The organism is Pseudomonas sp. UBA6699 (assembly GCF_002454615.1).
GTDB lineage: Bacteria > Pseudomonadota > Gammaproteobacteria > Pseudomonadales > Pseudomonadaceae > Aquipseudomonas > Aquipseudomonas juntendi.
Map to the genome: position 1 here is coordinate 1 of NZ_DKJF01000083.1, position 15,975 is coordinate 15,975.

A 15,975-nucleotide genomic window follows, 5' to 3' on the forward strand; every position below is an offset into this window, starting at 1 on the left:
GCCAGCGCTGCCCGACGCCGAGGCGGCAACGCCTGCTCCGCCCGAGGCGGCCAGCAGTGCGCACAGCCCTGCGCCGGGGGATGACTGGGCCGTCACCGCCGAGGCGCTCGATGCCCTTGACCTCGACAAAGAGCTGGAGCGCCTTGAGCGGCGTGGGGGGCCGGCGCAGGCACGCGCCGCCCGGCAGGATGACGGGTTGCAAGCGCGGCGCGATGAGGGGCATGCCGATGAGCCTGTGGACGACCTGTTCGGCACGGCAACCGATGACCCCCTCGAGCCGCCACTGCAGGCACAGCCTGCGCCAGTGCTGCTGACGCCAGAGCCACAGGCGCCAGACCTGCAGCCTGCCCCTGGCGAGCGCACCGAGCCCGTACTGGGCAGCAATTTCGACCTGGACTTCGACGACCAGCCGCCCGTGCAGCGCACTGGCGAAACCGGTGAGCCTGAAACACTCGGCGAACCGCTGCACACTGACGATGACGACATCCCGGAAAAAGGCCTGAGCGCGCGCGACGATGAACCGCTGCCACTGCAGCTGTCGGCGCGTGACGACGAGCTTGGCGAACCGCTGCCCGGTGAACGCCTGGAACCCGGCCTTGCCGGCAAGCCCGAGCGCACACCGCGCAAGGAGCCGCTGGTCGACGTGGTCGACGACCCCCTGCAACTGGGCTGGGAAAAGCCTGCGCCCAACTGGGGCAAGCGGATCCTGTGGGGCGTGCTGTCTTTGCTGGCCGCCGGCCTGCTGGCCTTCCAGTACGTGTGGTTCCACTTCGACGAAATGGCCCGCCAGGACCAGTACCGGCCCATGTTCCTGCAGCTGTGCCCGCTGGTCGGCTGCCAGGTGCCCACCCGTGTCGACATTGGCCGGATCAAGAGCAGCAACCTGGTGGTACGCAGCCACCCGGATTTCAAAGGCGCGCTCATCGTTGATGCGATCATCTACAACCGTGCGCCATTTGCCCAGCCATTCCCGTTACTCGAACTGCGCTTCGCCGACCTCAATGGCCAGTTGATCGCCAGCCGCCGCTTCAAGCCCAGCGAATACCTGTCGGGTGAGTTGGCGGGGCGTGGCGAGATGCCCAGCCAGACGCCGATCCACATAGCTCTGGACATTCTCGACCCCGGCCCGAAGGCGGTCAATTACAGCCTGAGCTTCCGCTCGCCGGAATAAGCGGCAAGCTTCAAGCTACAAGCCACAAGCTACAAGCTACAAGCTACAAGCTACAAGACGGAGCAGGCCGGCTGTCGGCTTGCTTGTCTTGTGGCTTGCAACTTGCCGCTTGTCGCCAGTCCCGGTTGTTCAGATTTTATCCAGTTCCATCTTTATCCGGTCACCGAGAGCGGGTATCATGCCAACCCTTTTTCGAACTCCAAGATTCGGCCCCACAACAGGGATCACCTATGTCGGCGGTACGCATCGGCCAATACACGCTACGCAACAACCTGATCCTCGCGCCCATGGCCGGGGTCACGGACCAGCCTTTCCGTACACTTTGCCAGCGCTTGGGCGCAGGCATGGTCGTGTCGGAAATGGTCAGCAGCGACATGAACCTGTGGAACAGCCGCAAGTCGAGCCTGCGCCGCATCCATGAGGGTGATCCCGAGCCGCGCTCGGTGCAGATCGCCGGCGGTGATGCGCAGATGATGGCAGCGGCAGCACGGGCCAATGTCGAGGCAGGCGCCCAGATCATCGATATCAACATGGGCTGCCCGGCAAAAAAAGTCTGCAACAAAGCTGCAGGCTCTGCTTTATTGAAGGATGAAGCCTTGGTCCACGAAATTCTCCACGCCGTGGTCGGCGCCGTGGACGTTCCGGTGACCCTGAAGATCCGCACCGGCTGGGACCGGGCGAACAAAAACGGCCTGAACGTGGCGAAAATTGCCGAGCAGGCCGGCATCCAGGCGCTGGCGGTACATGGCCGCACACGCGCCGACCTGTACACCGGCGAAGCCGAATACGACACCATCGCTGCCATCAAGCAGGCGGTGTCGATCCCGGTTTTTGCCAACGGCGACATCACGTCGCCCGAAAAGGCCCGGGCGGTGCTGGATGCCACCGGGGTCGATGGCCTGCTGATTGGCCGGGCTGCCCAGGGGCGGCCATGGATCTTTCGCGAGATCGAGCATTACCTGCGCACCGGCGAACACCTGCCGGCGCCGCAGCTGGACGAAGTGGAACACATTCTGCTGCAACACCTGGCCGCGCTGCATGCCTTCTATGGCGATGTGATGGGCGTACGTATCGCCCGCAAGCACGTTGGCTGGTACCTGGCAACACGACCCGGCGGCAAGGAGTTTCGCTCCCGGTTCAACGCTTTGGAAGACACACAAGCGCAGTGCGCCAACGTTCGCGCGTTTTTCAGCGAGCGTCGACAGAGCCTTGAGACAGAGGACGGACAAGGGGTGGCCGCATGACGATGATGACCGAGAATTTTGTGAGTGGAACAACGCCCGTGAGCGACAACGCCAACCTGAAACAGCACCTGAACACGCCGAGCGAAGAGGGCCAGACCCTTCGCGACAGCGTCGAGAAGGCGCTGCACAATTACTTCGCCCATCTGGAAGGCGCGACCGTCACGGACGTCTACAACCTGGTGCTCTCCGAAGTGGAGGCCCCCCTGCTCGAAAGCGTCATGAACTACGTGAAGGGCAACCAGACCAAGGCCAGCGAGATGCTCGGGCTGAACCGAGGCACGCTGCGCAAGAAGCTCAAGCAGTACGACTTGCTGTAACACAGAATCCCAACCAGAAAAGGCGGCTCCCTGAACAGAGGCGCCTTTTTTGCTGACTCCACCGCGTTATTGGAACCCGAAATGACCGACCAGACTACCCGCCTGCCAGTCCGCCGCGCCCTGATCAGCGTCTCCGACAAGACCGGTATCCTCGAATTCGCCCGTGAGCTGCAACAGCTCGGTGTCGAGATCCTGTCCACCGGCGGCACCTACAAGCTGCTCAAGGACAACGGCGTTGACGCGGTGGAAGTGGCTGACTACACCGGCTTTGCCGAAATGATGGACGGCCGGGTCAAGACCCTGCACCCGAAAATCCACGGCGGCATCCTCGGTCGTCGCGGTACCGACGACGCCATCATGAGCGAGCACGGCATCAAGCCGATCGATCTGGTTGCAGTCAACCTGTACCCGTTCGAAGCCACCATTTCCAAGCCTGGCTGTGACCTGCCGACCGCCATCGAAAACATCGATATCGGCGGCCCGACCATGGTCCGTTCGGCAGCCAAGAACCACAAGGACGTGGCCATCGTGGTCAACGCCAGCGACTACGCCGGCATCGTCGAAGGCCTCAAGGCCGGTGGCCTGACCTACGCCCAGCGCTTCGACCTGATGCTCAAGGCGTTCGAGCACACCGCCGCCTACGATGGCATGATCGCCAACTACATGGGCACCATCGACCAGGCCCAGCAGACCTTGTCGACGGCTGCACGCAGCGAATTCCCGCGCACCTTCAACAGCCAGTTCGTCAAGGCCCAGGAAATGCGCTACGGCGAGAACCCGCACCAGAGCGCGGCGTTCTACGTAGAAGCCAAGAAGGGCGAAGCCAGCATCTCCACCGCCGTGCAGCTGCAAGGCAAGGAACTGTCGTTCAACAACGTGGCCGACACCGACGCCGCGCTGGAGTGCGTGAAGAGCTTCGTCAAGCCGGCCTGCGTCATCGTCAAGCACGCCAACCCGTGTGGCGTGGCCGTGGTGCCGGAAGACGAAGGCGGCATCCGCAAGGCCTACGACCTGGCCTATGCCACCGACACCGAGTCGGCATTCGGCGGCATCATCGCCTTCAACCGTGAACTGGACGGCGAAACCGCCAAGGCCATCGTCGAGCGCCAGTTCGTCGAAGTGATCATCGCCCCGAAAATTTCCCAGGCGGCGCGCGACGTAGTGGCTGCCAAGCAGAACGTGCGCCTGCTGGAATGCGGCGAGTGGCCAGCCGAGCGCGCTACGGGCTGGGACTTCAAGCGTGTCAACGGCGGACTGCTGGTGCAAAGCCGTGATATCGGCATGATCACTGCCGATGACCTGAAGATCGTTACCAAACGTGCGCCAACCGAGCAGGAAATCCACGACCTGGTATTCGCCTGGAAAGTGGCCAAGTTCGTCAAGTCCAACGCCATTGTCTACGCCAAGCAGCGCCAGACCATCGGCGTGGGCGCCGGCCAGATGAGCCGCGTCAACTCTGCCCGCATCGCCGCCATCAAGGCCGAGCATGCCGGCCTGCAGGTACAGGGCGCGGTCATGGCCTCGGATGCGTTCTTCCCGTTCCGTGACGGCATCGACAATGCCGCCAAAGTGGGTATCAGCGCCGTGATCCAGCCGGGTGGTTCGATGCGTGATGCAGAAGTCATCGCCGCGGCTGACGAAGCGGGCATCGCGATGGTATTCACCGGTATGCGTCACTTCCGCCACTAATTACGCGGCCCCCGGGCAAGCGGCGATCCTGTGGGAGCGGGCGCGCCCGCGAATACGATGGTGAATTCACCGCCGCATTCGCGGGCACGCCCGCTCCCACAGCGTTCCCCGCCCGCCTCGGGGTCACCTGAATCGAGGTTTTGACATGAAAGTTTTGATCATCGGCAGCGGCGGCCGTGAGCACGCCCTGGCCTGGAAAGTCGCGCAGGACCCACGCGTAGAAAAAGTCTTCGTTGCCCCAGGCAACGCCGGCACCGCCATCGAAGCCAAGTGCGAAAACGTCGCCATCGATGTGTGCGCCCTGGAGCAACTGGCCGACTTCGCCGAGAAGAACGTCGACCTGACCATCGTCGGCCCGGAAGCGCCGCTGGTCATCGGTGTGGTCGACCTGTTCCGCAGCCGCGGCCTGGACTGCTTCGGCCCAACCAAGGGCGCGGCCCAGCTGGAAGGCTCCAAGGCCTTCACCAAGGACTTCCTGGCACGCCACAAGATCCCGACCGCCGACTACCAGAACTTCACCGAGATCGAGCCGGCGCTGGCCTACCTGCAGGAAAAAGGCGCGCCGATCGTGATCAAGGCCGACGGCCTGGCCGCGGGCAAAGGCGTGATCGTCGCCATGACCCTGGAAGAAGCCGAAGCCGCCGTGCGTGACATGCTGGCTGGCAACGCCTTCGGTGACGCCGGTTCGCGTGTGGTGATCGAGGAGTTCCTCGACGGCGAAGAAGCCAGCTTCATCGTCATGGTCGATGGCCACAACGTACTGCCAATGGCAACCAGCCAGGATCACAAACGCGTCGGTGACCAGGACACGGGCCCCAACACCGGCGGCATGGGTGCCTACTCCCCTGCCCCGGTGGTTACCGCCGACGTGCACCAGCGCGTGATGGACCAGGTGATCTGGCCCACCGTGCGCGGCATGGCAGAGGAAGGCAACGTCTACACCGGCTTCCTGTATGCCGGCCTGATGATCGACAAGGCGGGCAACCCCAAGGTCATCGAATTCAACTGCCGCTTCGGTGACCCGGAAACCCAGCCAGTCATGCTGCGCCTGGAGTCGAGCCTGGTGCTGCTGGTAGAAGCGGCCTTCGCCAAGGCGCTGGACAAGGTCGAAGCCCAGTGGGATCCACGCCCGAGCCTGGGCGTGGTACTGGCCGCTGGCGGTTACCCGGGCGACTACGCCAAGGGCGACGTGATCAACGGCCTGGACGCTGCAGCGCAGATCGAAGGCAAGGTGTTCCATGCCGGTACGTCGCTCAAGGATGGCCAGGTGGTCACCAACGGCGGCCGCGTGCTGTGTGCCACCGCCATGGGCAGCACCGTTGCCGACGCGCAGCAGCAGGCTTACCGCCTGGCCAAGGAAGTCAGCTGGAACGGCAGCTTCTACCGCACCGACATCGGCTACCGGGCCATTGCCCGTGAGCGCGGTGAACACCAGCAGTAACCACTACCGGCACGCCGCGGTGCCCTGTGCGCCCGGCGCCCGGCTCGTCGACAAGGCCCGCCATGGGCCTTGCCTTCGGCTTGGTGCGCCGCGCATAGTTGATACCCGGCACATCGGCCAAGAAGGGATTTCGTAGTGCGTCGGCTTCGGATTGCCTCAGCTCTTATCGTCAGCTTGCTGACCTTGCTCTGCATGTTCCCGGCTGCGGCCGATCATGGCGGGGGCTGGTCGGTGCTGCTCGATGAACAGGCCAACCTGCAACTGAGCGACGTGCGTTCCGAGCGCTACCGTAACCAGTTCAGCCCGCTGATCCTTGCCGAACTGGATGCCGCACCGGCAGAACAAGCCCTGTGGCTGCATTACCGCCTGGAACCGGGCGACCAGGAACAATTGCTGCGGGTTTTCGCCCCGGACCTGTCTGGCCTGGACCTCTACGCCCTCGAAGGCGACCAACTTCTGCGTCAGCTGCACCACGGGCGCCAGGCCGGCAATGCCAGCCCCACCCTGCGCGGCAGCGACCATGTACTCCCCCTGCCCAACAGCAAGCAACCGGTGGACATCTACCTGCGCCTGGTGTCCGAACACCAGCTGCGCCCGGCCATCAGCCTGGAGCCCGCCGCCCAGGCCGCCGCCGACCAGCGCCAGCCGCTGCTGTTCGGCATGCTGTTCGGCGGTTTGGTGATGCTGATCCTGCACAACCTGATCCGCTTCCTCTACAGCCGCTCCAGCACTTCCCTGGTGCTGGCGCTGTATCACGGCCTGATGCTGCTCAGCGGCCTTATCTTGCTGAACCTCAGCGGCCCGTGGTGGCATGTCTGGCACAGCGCACAAACGCCCGCGGCCTACCTGACCTTGGTACTGGCGGGGCTGGCCGGGCTGTATTTCACCCAGCACTTCTTCTCGCCGTGCAATTCCCCCCGGCTGAACCGTTTGCTGCAAGGTGAAATGCTGCTGGTCGGGCTCAGCGGCCTGGTGCTGCTGTTCGTCGATACCCTGCCCCTCAACCTGATGACCTACGCCCTGATGGCGCTGGGCACCGTGAGCATGCTGCTGGTCAGCAGCTACCAGTGGTACAAGGGCTATGCCCCCGCCCGGCTGTTCTGCCTGGCAATGGTCCTGTTCAACCTGGGTGGCCTGGTGCTGTTGCCGGCCCTGCTCGGCTTTACCCGCACTTCCACGCCATGGCTACTGAGCATTTTGCTGGGCCTGGCCGTGGCCAGCGGCCTGCTGCTCAACCTGGCGGTCAGCGAGCGCCTGCGGCGCATGAGTGAAGAGCGCTTCAGCGTCAGCCGGGCACTGGCTGCCAGCGATGCAGAAATCAACGCCAAAGCCGAGTTCCTGGCCAAGATCAGCCACGAAATCCGCACCCCGATGAACGGGGTGCTGGGCATGACCGAGCTGTTGCTGGGCACGCCGTTGTCGGTCAAGCAGCGCGACTACGTGCAGACCATCCACAGCGCGGGCAACGAACTGCTGACCCTGATCAACGAGATACTCGACATTTCCAAGCTCGAGTCCCGGCAGATCGAGCTGGATGATGTGCAGTTCGACCTCAACGCGCTGATCGAGGACTGCCTGAACATATTCCGCGCCAAGGCCGAACAGCAGAACATCGAGCTGATCAGCTTTACCCAGCCGCAGGTGCCGCGGGTCATCAGCGGTGACCCCACGCGGCTGCGCCAGGCGTTGTCCAGCTTGCTGGAAAACGCACTGAAAAACACCGACCAGGGCGAGATCCTGCTGGTGGTGGCCCTGGATCAGCGTGGTGAGGTGCCACGCCTGCGCATTGCCGTGCAGGACAGTGGCGAGCCGCTGCCGGCCGCAGACCGCGAGGCCCTGCTGCAGGCCGAACTGCACAGCCACCATTTCCTCTCCAGCAGCAAGCTGGGCGGCCACCTGGGGCTGGTCATCGCCAAGCAACTGATCGGCCTGATGCAAGGTGAATTCGGCATCAAGAGCAGCACCGGCATGGGCAATACCCTCTGGCTGACCCTGCCGCTGGACCCTTCGCGCCTGGAACAGCCCCTGGCCGACCTCGAAGGCCCGCTGCGCGATGCCCGGGTGCTGGTAGTGGACGACAACGATACCTGCCGCAAAGTGCTGGTGCAGCAGTGCAGTGCCTGGGGCATGAATGTCAGCGCGGTGCCGTCAGGCAAGGAGGCCCTGGCCCTGTTGCGCACCAAGGCGCACCTGCGCGACTACTTCGACGCCGTGCTGCTGGACCAGAACATGCCCGGCATGACCGGCATGCAGCTGGCCGCCAAGATCAAGGAAGACCCCAGCCTGAACCACGACATTCTGGTGGTCATGCTCACCGGTATCAGCAACGCGCCCAGCAAAGTCATCGCGCGTAACGCCGGGGTCAAACGGATACTCGCCAAGCCGGTGGCCGGTTATACCCTGAAAACCACCCTGGCCGAGGAGCTGGCCCAGCGCGGCCGCGAGCAGGCGCTACCCGCCAGCCCGCCTGGGGTCCCGCAGGCATTGGACTTGCCAGCAGATTTCCGCGTACTGGTGGCCGAGGACAACAGCATTTCGACCAAGGTGATACGCGGCATGCTCGGCAAGCTGAACCTGCAACCAGACACCGCCAGCAATGGTGAGGAAGCCCTGCAGGCCATGAAAGAAAGGCATTACGACCTGGTCTTGATGGACTGTGAAATGCCTGTGCTGGACGGTTTCTCGGCCACCCGGCAGCTGCGCGCCTGGGAAGCCGCCAACAAGCGCCAGCGCACCCCGGTGGTGGCGCTGACGGCGCATATTCTTGCCGAGCACAAGGAACGCGCGCGGCTGGCCGGCATGGACGGGCACATGGCCAAGCCGGTGGAGTTGTCGCAACTGCGCGAACTGATTCAGTACTGGGCCAGCCAGCGCGAAGCCGCGACAGACCCGGCGCACATTTCCTGACCTGCCGGCGCAGGCCCACCACAGCCCCAGCCCACGCCAACCAACTTTGCCAAGGACCCGCGCTCATGCTCCATGAGTTGTTCAGCGTCTACCTGAAAATGCTCGTGCTCTACAGCCCGTTCTTCGTGCTGTCGTGCTTCATCAGCCTGACCCGTGGCCACTCCAGCAAAGAACGCAAGCAACTGGCCTGGAAGGTAGCCTTTGCCGCGCTCATCGCCAGCGTGCTGCTGTACCTGTTCGGCCGGGCGATCTTCGGTATTTTCGGCATCACCGCCGACGCCTTCCGGATCGGCGCGGGCAGTGTGCTGTTCATTTCTGCGCTGGGCATGGCCCAAGGCAAGTCCGCGGTACAGGCCGACAACGTGCAACAGGACGTCACCATCGTGCCGCTGACCATCCCGTTGACCGTCGGGCCCGGTACCATCGGCGCCCTGCTGGTAATGGGCGTCAGCCAACCGCACTGGGGCGACAAGTTGCTGGCAATCATCGGCATAGCCTTGGCCAGCTTCACCGTGGGTGTGGTGCTGTACCTGTCGCACCGCATCGAGCGCCTGCTCGGTGATCAGGGCCTGCAGATCGTCAGCCGGCTGATGGGCCTGTTCGTCTGCGCTCTGGCTGCACAGATCATCTTCACCGGCATCAAGGGCTACCTGGCACCTTAAAGGCCGTATTCGAGAATACGGTTCAACGAGGCTTGCACCACCCGCTCCTGCACTTTGCCCAAGAAGCTGTTCTCGAAGGCCAGCACATTGAACCGCACCAGTTCCGCCCGCACCACCCGGTGGCTACGCTTGTGGCTGAGGAAGCCAGCCTTGAATGCCGCGTGGCGGTCGACCTCATGGTAAAGCACCATGTCGACCCGGCCGGCACCGGCGGGCGCACATGGCAGTAGCTGGAAATGCTGGCGCTCGTATGCACACCGTTCCAGCTCACGCAGCACCGAGGGCTGCCTCAACAGTTTCCGGATGGAGAGCCCGGTCGCCGTTGCATAGCGCTCCCCCGCCTTGTCAGCGATGGTTTCCAGAACCTGATCGGTCTGTTTGGCACGGCGCGGGTCGGGGCAATGCGCCTGCTCGGGAGACACCGAGTCCCAGCCCATGAACTTGAGCTGGTTGCGGTAGTAGTCGAACCAGTTCTCGATCAAGCCCTCCCTGTAGGCTGTTTGCGTGGCCCGCTCGGCCATCGCCAGGGCCAGCTTCACCTTGCTCGCCCGGGCTGCGTCCATTCCTGGCAAGAACGACACGATACCGGCACCGATTACCGCAGGGGCAACGTTCGTCATGGTGTTGCCCCCACTACTGGCGCATAAGGGTCAAAGCGGTAGTCACCCCGGGCATTCCTGTCCTCCATCAGCGCCTGCAGTGCAGTGCGCTGGTGCTCGAAGCGCCCGTTATCCAGTGCCAGGGAAATACCATCGAACTCGGCTTCGCCCCTGAGTACCTGCTCGCTCAGCAGCACATCCAAGGGCACGGCAGAAATACGCTCGTCGACCTGCAGCGTGATGCTGCAAAGATCGAGGGTCGGCCCGGCCTTCAGCAGCCCCACCTCCACGACCAGCCTGGAGCGCTGGCCCTGCTCCTGGGCGCTGAATTTCAGCAAATGGCCAACACCCTGGGCAGAGCGGCGCAGGCCTGCCCTCACCGTGCTCAGCAGGGCTTCGGGGCTGATCGCGCGCATTTTCAACCAGGCTTCCAGCGGCTGGGGCTGGGTGCTGCGAACGGGTTGCCCCAGCTGTTTGAGGTCGTGGGTGCTGGCCAGCTTGATCCAGCCCAATTGGCGAAATGCCTCGCGGTTGGCCGCGTACCAGGCGTCATACTGCTCGAAACGCGACCCGGCGTGCTTGTTGGCCACCAGCTGGGCGTACAGTATCGAGTCGAAAGCGGCCTGGCGCAGTATTTCGCCCGCCCTCTGCGGGTAAACCAACGCCGTGCCACCGATCAGCATCAGTTGCTCGGATGCTTTATCCATGTGTGTTGCCTCATTTCAAGGAGAGTCGAAAAGGCGGCATCGGCGAAATGCCGCCAGGCAATCAGATGTCGTACTGCAGAACGTTCTCGACGCTGCGCACGCCCAGTTTGTTTTCCACGGTTTCGCGCACTTTGTCGTAGACGAAGTTGTTGAGGGTGAGCACCGCCGTACCGGCGTAGTAGCGGCTCTTGTTCAGCTTCCACTGGATGCCCAGCACGTCGTCGTCCAGCTGCGGGGCAGACGCCTGGATGCAACTGATCACCATGACCACATCACCTTGTTCGGTCTCGATGCACGCAGCCAGGCCGACCATGCCCCGGGTCTTGTTCTTGTGCTTGTGGTCGAGCACTTTGGCGTCGCTCTCGACGGTGGCCATCTTGTCGAAGGCCTTTTTGGCCAGGCTGCCCAGTGGGGTGCCGCCCAACATTGCGTTGCCGGCAACGGCTATAGCACGTACAGCAATGGCGCCGACGGTGACCGACAGCTCAGCCGATGTTTCCTGCTCGAAGCTGCGCTTGGGGATGGTGAAGCCCAGGTCACGCATCACATCGATGAGCTTGTCATACCACTCCCTGCTCTGCTTTTCGGCATCGAAGGCTTTGTCTGCCACCAAGGTGGCAAAGTGGTATGCATTCTTGCAGTCATGGCGGCTTTGCACGGACATACCCGCGCCACAGGCAAGCAGGTTGCCTTCGACCAGGACGGCGGCGTCGCGGGTAGTGGCTTGTGTTTCAGACATCGGGAAACTCCTTGGTGGTTACCCCTGAATCAGGGGCAGCCACCTTAGCCAGCGTGCTCGCAAGACAGCGCGCTGAAGGGTTTCCGCGGCAGCTAGCTGGCCGAAGGGTACCAACGTGGCGTGTAGGCCCACACCCCACCCGTGAGGCGAGGAAACACGCAGGTTGTGGAGGAGCCCACCAGCACCATGGTGCGCATGTCGACCATTTCTGGCAGCAGCTCGGCCAATGTGACTACCTTGAGCGTCTGCCCTGGCCTACCGATATCACGCCCCAGGACTACAGGCGTGTTGCCAGCACGGTGCCGCCGAACCACCTCGAGCGCCACGCCGAGCTGATGCGGCCTCGAGCGGGAAATCGGGTTGTAGAATGCCAACACCAGGTCAGCCTGGGCGGCCAGGTCCAGGCGCTTCTCGATGATGGACCAGGGTTTGAGGTTGTCCGACAGCGACATCACGCAGAAGTCATGGCCCAGCGGTGCACCTGCCTGGGCAGCGGTCGCCAGCGAGGCGGATACCCCCGGCAGGATCTCCAGGTCGACCCGGTGCCACGCCGGGTCGGTCGACGCGTGCAGCGCTTCGAGCACTGCCGCCGCCATGGCGAACACCCCCGGGTCGCCCGACGACACCACCACCACCGAACGGCCTTGGGCCGCCAGGTCGAAAGCATGCCTGGCGCGTTGCATCTCTTCGCGGTTGTCGGTGCAGTGCAGCACCTGGTCGCTACGGAACGGCCCGGCCATGCGCACATAGGTTTCATAGCCAAGCACGTCCTGCGCCCGGGCCAATTCCGCCTTGACCGCTGGCACCATCAGCTCGGCAGCGCCCGGCCCCAGGCCGATAACGGCCAAACGGCCGCGGCGGCGGCCCAGCCGCTCCACCTCGACCGGGGCGGGTGCCACCGCGATGACCACGTCGCCCTGCCCGATCAGTTGGGCACCGGGCAATGCCGCCGCCAGCATGCTGGCAACATCGCCTGGCTGGGCCGCGAAGCGCAGGGCAACCCCCAAAGCCTGCGCCGCTTCGTGCAGGGTGGTGTCGGCCATGGCGTGCTCGCCCGCCAACACACAGGCCACAGCTGGCTCGGCGATGCCGGCCTGCTGCAAGGCAGTACGGATAGTGTGCAGCGCGCCGCCTGCAACCCCCACGACCACCGAGCGCGGGTGGATCAGCAACTCGTCGCGGCTGACCGGGCGCGCCAGGTGCCCGACATGAATGGTGCGCCGGGCCACCTCGCTGGCGGGCAATTGCGCCTGCTGCAGCCAGGGCGCATGCCCCTCGACCCGCACCGACTCGCCAGCCAGCAGGTCGGAAACAAAGCGCTTGCCTTGCTCGACATCGGCCAGGGCATAGCCTTGCGGCGGGTTCAGCAGGCAGGTGCCGAAACGCAGTTCGCCGCTGGTCGTGATGGCGGCGGCAACACCCAGCGCCGCGCCGATTTCCCGTGCCATCACGTTCACCCCGCCCAGGCCACCGAGCAATGGCACCACCGCACTGCCATCTTCAGCCACGGCCAGCACCGGCGGTTCGCTGCCCTTCTCGCTGAGCAGGGGCGCCAGGCTGCGAATGACGATACCGGCTGCGCACAGCGCAATGATCGGGGTGGCTTGCTGGTACAGCGCCCGCAGGGTGTCGCCAAAGGCACTGTAGTAGCAGTCGGCGCCCTCCACCCGGCCCTGCAGGCCATGGATCAAAGCCTGTGGATAACACTGCTGGATGCGCTGTGCCGTCAACAGGCTGCCCGGCCCGAGAATGACGATGGCCGGTGCCGGGTTCAAGGTCAGCCCTGCCATTTTTCCCCCGGCACGATGATCAGCGAAAAGTACGGCGACGACAGCGGGTCGACCTGGTCCAGCGGCACGATTTTCTGATTGGCCATGGTCGCCCGTTCCACGTACAGCGCGCGCCCGTCCAGGCCAAGCTCGGCCAGAACGTCGCGGACCTTGGGGAAGTTGCGGCCAAGCTTCATGATCACCGCCGCATCGGCGTCGGCCAGCCGGCGCTTCAGCTCATCGGCCGGCAGCACCCCCGACAGCACGGACAAACTCTGGTTGCGGTACACCAAGGGCGCGCCCAGCACCGAAGCGCCCCCCAGCATGGAGCACACGCCAGGAATCACCTCGGCCTCATAACGCTGTGCCAGGCGGTCGTGCAGGTACATGTACGAGCCGTAGAAAAACGGGTCGCCTTCGCAGATCACCGCCACGTCCCGACCGGCATCCAGGTGCGCGGCCACTTGCACGCTGGCTTCGTCGTAGAAGTCGCTGATGACCTGTTCATAGGACAAAGGTGCCGGCAGGGCCTCGGTGGTCACCGGGTAGACCAGCGGCAGCAGGGTCTGGGCAGGCTGCAGGTGTGCCTCGATGATGCCGAAGGCATTGCCACGCTTGCCCTTGGCCACGAAGTAGCCGACCACCGGGGCCTCGCGCAGCAGGCGCAGGGCCTTGACGGTGATCAGCTCGGGGTCGCCGGGGCCTACGCCCAGGCCCAGCAGTCGTCCACGCGGCGCCATCATTCCACCTCCGTGGCCAGGGCGTTGACCGCGGCAGCGGCCATTGCGCTGCCGCCCAGGCGGCCTTGCATGATCACGAACGGCACGCCGCGGCTGTCGGCAGCGAGCATCGCCTTGGACTCGGCAGCACCGACGAAGCCGACCGGGAAGCCGAGGACCAGCGCCGGCTTGGGCGCACCGGCGTCGAGCATTTCCAGCAGGTAGAACAGGGCGGTGGGGGCGTTGCCGATGACCACCACGCTGCCCTCCAGGTGCGGGCGCCACAACTCCAGGGCCACGGCCGAGCGGGTGTTGCCGGCCTCTTTGGCCAGGCCAGGCACGCTGGGGTCACGCAGGGTGCAGATGACCTGGTTGTCGGCTGGCAGGCGGGCCCGGGTGATGCCCTCGGCGACCATGTGCGCATCGCACAGGATCGGTGCGCCGTTGCGCAGCGCTTCGCGCCCGGCATGGCCAGCGCCTGCAGAGAACTGCAGGCCATCGATGGCTTCGACCATGCCACAGGCGTGGATCACCCGCACGGCGAGCTTTTCGAGGTCTGCGGGGATCCGCTCGAGCCGGGCTTCCTCGCGGATGATCCGGAAGGAATTGCGATAGATCTCCTGACCATCGCGGATGTAGTCAATCATCAAGGTGCTCCGTCGGCAGGTCGAGCATGGCGCCTGCTTCATTCAAGGTAAGGTCGGTGCCGCGCAGGGCGCCAAAGCCTGGCTGGCACGCGTCACGCAGGTACAGGTCATAACGGCCCGGTGAACGGGCCAACAGGGTGGCCGGGGCAACGTGGGCCACGGCGCAGGAACGGGGGCAGCCAGACAAGTGCACGCTGCCCGGGGCGCCAGGGCCGAGCAGCGCGGCCAGGGCCACGGCATCGCCCTTGGTCTCGCCCAGGGCCTTGGCGCAGCCGCTGCTGCCGGTGCAGGCGCTGATACGTGCCAGCGGCTCATCCACGTGGCAAAGCAGGCCCAGGGCAGACAACCCGGCCTGGGCCTGCTCGATGTGCTGCGCCGGCAGGTTGGTCAGCACCAGGCTTTGCCATGGGCTCAGGCGCAGGCTGCCGTCGCCCAGCTCACGGCAGACCTGGGCGACGCCGCGCAGCATGGCCGGGGTCAGGCGGCCCTGCGCCGGGGCAACGCCAAGGGCCAGGCCGCGGGCCTGGGGCAGCTTGCCCAACCACACGGGAGCAGGCTGGTGCCGGCGCCAGCCGAGCACGGCAGCGTCGCGGCGGATATCCAGAGGCAGGCCTTCGACAAACTCGCCGGCCGGGCAAGCTTCCAGCAGCTGGCGCATGCGCGAATGCGCGGGGCTGGCCAGGTCGAGGAAACGGTCGAGCACGGCACGCACCAAGGCCAGGCCATCGGCCAGCGGCACCGCACCCAGCACTTGGCCATCTGCCGGGCAACCCGCCAGGCCGAACGCCAGCCAGGTTTGCTGGCCCAGGCGCAAGGCCGACAACCACAGGTCGTGAGGGTGTTCGAGCATGGCCAGGGCTTCGCCGGCATCGAGCTGCACGGCGAACTTGGCCGACAACTGGTGGAAGCGCGGGGTGCTTTCGAGCAGGTCGAGAATCTGCCCGGCCAGGGGCCGTGCATCCAGCAGCATGGCCGGATCATGCCCGGCCAGCGGGCTGAGCATCAGGTTGCGTACATCGTCGCCGGCCGCATCGCGCGGGCCCAGGCCTGCCGCGAGCAAGGTTTCGACCAGGGCGTGGTGTGCATTGCCAATGCCGCGGATCTGCAGGTTGCCACGGTTGGTGGCCTCGATCACGCCGCCGGCGAAACGCTCGGCAGCGGCGGCTACCGCATCAGCCTGGTCGGCCAGCAGCAGGCCGCCCGGTAGTTTGATCCGGCAGATACCGCCATCGCGGGCACTGAAGATGCGCCACAACCCCGGGCAAGCCGAGGGACGTGGGGTAACAGCGGGGGCATCGGCCTGGGTCAATGGAGTATCCGGCAATCTGTGAAAGTGCGCTTGAGTGTAGAAGGCGCGGTATTAT

The 15,975-nt window shown here is 64.8% G+C and carries 14 protein-coding genes; 7 read left to right on the forward strand and 7 right to left on the reverse strand.

Features of this window, described 5'->3' with window-relative positions:
* The 7 genes from B3361_RS16355 to B3361_RS16385 form a co-directional block, all read left to right on the forward strand.
* Positions 1–1,171 (forward strand): DUF3426 domain-containing protein (locus B3361_RS16355; protein ID WP_286920281.1); only part of this gene is annotated, 1,171 nt, incomplete at its 5' end.
* A gap of 230 nt (positions 1,172–1,401) precedes the next feature.
* The gene (gene dusB / locus B3361_RS16360; protein ID WP_009683257.1) at positions 1,402–2,415 is read left to right on the forward strand and encodes a tRNA dihydrouridine synthase DusB; all 1,014 of its coding nucleotides are present in this window, start codon (positions 1,402–1,404) and stop codon (positions 2,413–2,415) included.
* Complete coding sequence (gene fis / locus B3361_RS16365) at positions 2,412–2,732, forward strand: DNA-binding transcriptional regulator Fis (RefSeq protein WP_003249693.1); 321 nt, start codon at positions 2,412–2,414, stop codon at positions 2,730–2,732. The genes dusB and fis overlap by 4 nt, the downstream gene beginning before the upstream one ends.
* A gap of 81 nt (positions 2,733–2,813) precedes the next feature.
* Positions 2,814–4,421, forward strand: coding sequence for a bifunctional phosphoribosylaminoimidazolecarboxamide formyltransferase/IMP cyclohydrolase (gene purH, locus B3361_RS16370; RefSeq protein ID WP_054904926.1), 1,608 nt, complete (start codon positions 2,814–2,816; stop codon positions 4,419–4,421).
* 145 nt (positions 4,422–4,566) lie between these two features.
* The gene (gene purD, locus B3361_RS16375; RefSeq protein WP_054913305.1) at positions 4,567–5,862 is read left to right on the forward strand and encodes a phosphoribosylamine--glycine ligase; all 1,296 of its coding nucleotides are present in this window, start codon (positions 4,567–4,569) and stop codon (positions 5,860–5,862) included.
* A gap of 135 nt (positions 5,863–5,997) precedes the next feature.
* Positions 5,998–8,769, forward strand: a complete 2,772-nt coding sequence (locus B3361_RS16380) for a hybrid sensor histidine kinase/response regulator (protein ID WP_054904928.1) — start codon at positions 5,998–6,000, stop codon at positions 8,767–8,769.
* A 65-nt stretch (positions 8,770–8,834) separates the two neighbouring features.
* Positions 8,835–9,431, forward strand: coding sequence for a MarC family protein (locus B3361_RS16385; protein WP_009683262.1), 597 nt, complete (start codon positions 8,835–8,837; stop codon positions 9,429–9,431).
* On the opposite strand, the gene B3361_RS16390 is transcribed toward B3361_RS16385, so the two are convergent.
* The 7 genes from B3361_RS16390 to cobG all read right to left on the reverse strand — a co-directional run bounded on the left by B3361_RS16390 (position 9,428) and on the right by cobG (position 15,935).
* Positions 9,428–10,051, reverse strand: a complete 624-nt coding sequence (locus B3361_RS16390) for a hypothetical protein (protein ID WP_054904929.1) — start codon at positions 10,049–10,051, stop codon at positions 9,428–9,430. The genes B3361_RS16385 and B3361_RS16390 overlap by 4 nt on opposite strands.
* Complete coding sequence (locus B3361_RS16395) at positions 10,048–10,737, reverse strand: hypothetical protein (RefSeq protein WP_082414636.1); 690 nt, start codon at positions 10,735–10,737, stop codon at positions 10,048–10,050. Before B3361_RS16395 ends, B3361_RS16390 begins: the two co-directional genes overlap by 4 nt.
* Before the next feature lie 61 nt (positions 10,738–10,798).
* Positions 10,799–11,476: a hypothetical protein gene (locus B3361_RS16400; protein WP_054904930.1), complete on the reverse strand. Its 678-nt coding sequence runs from the start codon at positions 11,474–11,476 to the stop codon at positions 10,799–10,801.
* A gap of 92 nt (positions 11,477–11,568) precedes the next feature.
* Positions 11,569–13,266, reverse strand: coding sequence for a precorrin-3B C(17)-methyltransferase (cobJ, locus tag B3361_RS16405; RefSeq protein WP_054904931.1), 1,698 nt, complete (start codon positions 13,264–13,266; stop codon positions 11,569–11,571).
* A complete protein-coding gene (locus B3361_RS16410; RefSeq protein ID WP_054904932.1) occupies positions 13,254–13,988 on the reverse strand; it encodes a precorrin-2 C(20)-methyltransferase in 735 nt (244 codons plus the stop codon). The genes cobJ and B3361_RS16410 overlap by 13 nt, the downstream gene beginning before the upstream one ends.
* Positions 13,985–14,611 carry a precorrin-8X methylmutase gene (locus B3361_RS16415; protein WP_054904933.1) on the reverse strand — a complete coding sequence of 209 codons (627 nt, stop codon included), beginning with the start codon at positions 14,609–14,611 and terminating at the stop codon, positions 13,985–13,987. Before B3361_RS16415 ends, B3361_RS16410 begins: the two co-directional genes overlap by 4 nt.
* Positions 14,604–15,935: a precorrin-3B synthase gene (cobG, locus tag B3361_RS16420; protein WP_082414638.1), complete on the reverse strand. Its 1,332-nt coding sequence runs from the start codon at positions 15,933–15,935 to the stop codon at positions 14,604–14,606. Before cobG ends, B3361_RS16415 begins: the two co-directional genes overlap by 8 nt.
* Between the last annotated feature and the right edge of the window lie 40 nt (positions 15,936–15,975).

What these genes read in the sequence shown, in the direction of transcription:
- dusB (WP_009683257.1), top strand. Translation starts at nt 1,402, where the DNA reads ATGTCGGCGGTACGCATCGGCCAATACACGCTACGCAACAACCTGATC.
- fis (WP_003249693.1), top strand. Translation starts at nt 2,412, where the DNA reads ATGACGATGATGACCGAGAATTTTGTGAGTGGAACAACGCCCGTGAGC.
- purH (WP_054904926.1), top strand. Translation starts at nt 2,814, where the DNA reads ATGACCGACCAGACTACCCGCCTGCCAGTCCGCCGCGCCCTGATCAGC.
- purD (WP_054913305.1), top strand. Translation starts at nt 4,567, where the DNA reads ATGAAAGTTTTGATCATCGGCAGCGGCGGCCGTGAGCACGCCCTGGCC.
- B3361_RS16385 (WP_009683262.1), top strand. Translation starts at nt 8,835, where the DNA reads ATGCTCCATGAGTTGTTCAGCGTCTACCTGAAAATGCTCGTGCTCTAC.
- B3361_RS16390 (WP_054904929.1), bottom strand. Translation starts at nt 10,051, where the DNA reads ATGACGAACGTTGCCCCTGCGGTAATCGGTGCCGGTATCGTGTCGTTC.
- B3361_RS16395 (WP_082414636.1), bottom strand. Translation starts at nt 10,737, where the DNA reads ATGGATAAAGCATCCGAGCAACTGATGCTGATCGGTGGCACGGCGTTG.
- B3361_RS16400 (WP_054904930.1), bottom strand. Translation starts at nt 11,476, where the DNA reads ATGTCTGAAACACAAGCCACTACCCGCGACGCCGCCGTCCTGGTCGAA.
- cobJ (WP_054904931.1), bottom strand. Translation starts at nt 13,266, where the DNA reads ATGGCAGGGCTGACCTTGAACCCGGCACCGGCCATCGTCATTCTCGGG.
- B3361_RS16410 (WP_054904932.1), bottom strand. Translation starts at nt 13,988, where the DNA reads ATGATGGCGCCGCGTGGACGACTGCTGGGCCTGGGCGTAGGCCCCGGC.
- B3361_RS16415 (WP_054904933.1), bottom strand. Translation starts at nt 14,611, where the DNA reads ATGATTGACTACATCCGCGATGGTCAGGAGATCTATCGCAATTCCTTC.